The sequence below is a fragment of the Aquabacter spiritensis genome, from assembly GCF_004346185.1.
Taxonomy (GTDB): domain Bacteria; phylum Pseudomonadota; class Alphaproteobacteria; order Rhizobiales; family Xanthobacteraceae; genus Aquabacter; species Aquabacter spiritensis.
The window spans coordinates 1-2,249 of sequence record NZ_SMAI01000039.1 but is presented as its reverse complement, the minus strand read 5'-3'; the positions used below and the strand labels follow the sequence as shown (position 1 = coordinate 2,249).

Below are 2,249 nucleotides of genomic sequence, written 5' to 3'. Positions count from 1 at the left end.
TCCGGCAGCCACTCGTCGACCGAGGGCGGCAGGAGGAACCCAGTCTCTCGATCGATCGGACGGAAATTGCTCATCGACAGCCCGCACTCTTCAGACGAGAATCAATCCGATCATCCTACCAAGCGCCGACGCCCCCCGCGCCCACTCAAGTCCGACAGGCTGCTAGGCAATTCGTCCGGCGTCAGACACCTTCCACCACGGCCAGATGCGCCTGGGCATGCTTCTCTCGGGCCTTGATCGCCCTCTGATACTCGGGAGAGTTGTAGCAGGCGAGGGCGGTCTCGTAATCCTTGAACTCGATGACTGCCAGACGGTTCGCGTCAGCGCCTTCCATCACCTGGCTCTGTCCGGCGCGAACAACAAAGGACGCGCCGTATTTGTCGAACGCCGCCTTGTTCAGCGCAATGTATTCTTTGTATCCCTCATGGTCTGCAATATCGACCATCGCAACCCAGTAGCCCTTTTTGGACATTTGCTTCCTCCCAGCTTGAACTCCCCCCTTCTCTTGCGGAAGGTACGGGCGGCCCGATCCATTCACATTTGACGTTTGAGCCGGCATCCACCGGATGACCGGCTCTTGGGGGCAAGATTGACCCCAAGGATGGTCATTGGCAAGCCCGAACCTTGCCGTGAGCGATCAGATGGCCCGGCGGCCGGTCAAATCGGCGCGGCGCGTGCCGGAAGCGCAGATACTGTCCTCGCCAAGACGCACCTCTCCCGTGGTTCTTGCTGGAACTCATGCCGCCGGCCCATTCACGCCGGCGCTGGAGGCGGCTGCGGCCGCAGTTCGGCGATCAGTCGCAGAATCTCGGCGAACAGATGGCGTGAGACGGCGACCTCGGCCATCTGGAAGGCGACATAGCGGCCGTGGCTGACGAGCTTGGCGCCGACCTTGATCAGCTTCTCCCTCAGGCTGGTCAGCGACCAGTCTTTGATCGGCTCCGGCGTCGCCAGCGTGCGCAGGAAGTTGCCGAGATTGTAGGCGAGGGCATGAAGCTGAAGCCGGACGGCGTTGGCCGCGAACGTCCGGCACGACAACCGCGTCCACTTGATCGCGCCCTTGCCCTCTTTGATCCATTGCTCGCATGTGCCGCGGTGATTGTAGAAGGCGACAACTCGCTCGGCCGGGCGCGACAGGTTGGTGACGATGAAGCCGACGCGCGGAACAAGCTCGCCCGGGTGCCATTCGACTTCCTGCTTACGCATAAACGTCAGCCAGTTTGATCAACGTGTATGGCATGGGGGCAGTGCGTGCTGCGACGACGGCGAGGCGTGGGATCATGGCGGCGAGATCGTAGCGGCGGTTGAACCGGTATTCGAATTCGGCGAGGTAGCGGGGCACGTGCTTGTCTCGTACGGCGCGATAGGTGCCGACGAGAGCGGCCTTGACGTTGCCGAGAAGGGTGTTGACCCAGGCGAAAGCCGGCGTTCGAGCGGCCTTTCGGCCGGAGCCGGTGACGATGGCGGTATGCTCGCAGCCGGCTCCGACGACGGCGCGGAAGCAGGCGAGACCGTCGCTGACGCCTTTCGCGTCCGGCGTCAGCGCCTTCTCGGCGAGCCCGGCCAGGGCCTTGCTCCGGAAGCCATCGACCCGTCGCAGGATGACTCGGTGGGGCTTGCCGTCGTCGGTGGTCTCGACCGCCGCCACGAACGGCGTCTTTCCCGCCGCACCGCGCCCGTGTCGGCCGGGTCGCTCGCCGCCGATGTAGGCGTCGTCCATCTCGATGCGGCCTTTCAGGCGGGCACTCGCGTTGCGTTCGAGCATGACCTGCATGAGCTTGTGCTTCATCAGCCACGCCGAAGTCTGCGTCACCCCCAGCCGCCGGCCGAGTTCGATGCTGGCAATGCCCTTCTTCGACTGGGTGATCAGGTACATCGCCCGAAACCAGGTGGTCAGCGGCAGCTTGCTGGAGGCGAAGAGGGTGCCGGCCCGCACTGACGTCTGTTTGCGGCAGGCGTTGCATTGGAACAGCCGGCGCGTTCCCCTCTGGACGATGCAGTGGGCGGTGCGGCCGCAGTCGGGACAGACGAAGCCATTAGGCCAGCGCCAGCCCACCAGGGCGGCGTGACAGAGATCCTCGGTGCCGTACCGCGTCGAGAATTCGGCTTCCGAGAGCCCTTTCTGGAACTGTACCTTGTTGCGAGCCATGGCGGTCCTCAAGTATCCCCTCATTTACGTGATCCCGAAGGCTCCGGTGAATGTCGCGTTTTGGCGGATGAGTTGTGCGTATCGCTCGAGGAGCGGACGC

At 63.7% G+C, this 2,249-nt stretch carries 2 protein-coding genes and 1 pseudogene; all 3 read right to left on the bottom strand.

The window, feature by feature from the left end; genetic code table 11:
* Window positions 1-181: 181 nt before the first annotated feature.
* Window positions 182-472: a DUF1330 domain-containing protein gene (locus EDC64_RS23310; protein ID WP_132036251.1), complete on the bottom strand. Its 291-nt coding sequence runs from the start codon at window positions 470-472 to the stop codon at window positions 182-184.
* Window positions 473-753: 281 nt separating this feature from the next.
* Window positions 754-1,194, bottom strand: a pseudogene (locus EDC64_RS23305) (transposase); the annotation flags it as partial.
* 4 nt (window positions 1,195-1,198) lie between these two features.
* Window positions 1,199-2,149 (bottom strand): IS1595 family transposase, encoded by a 951-nt coding sequence (locus tag EDC64_RS23300; protein WP_132036249.1) that lies wholly within the window; start codon window positions 2,147-2,149, stop codon window positions 1,199-1,201.
* Between the last annotated feature and the right edge of the window lie 100 nt (window positions 2,150-2,249).

What these genes read in the sequence shown, in the direction of transcription:
- EDC64_RS23310 (WP_132036251.1), bottom strand. Translation starts at nt 472, where the DNA reads ATGTCCAAAAAGGGCTACTGGGTTGCGATGGTCGATATTGCAGACCAT.
- EDC64_RS23300 (WP_132036249.1), bottom strand. Translation starts at nt 2,149, where the DNA reads ATGGCTCGCAACAAGGTACAGTTCCAGAAAGGGCTCTCGGAAGCCGAA.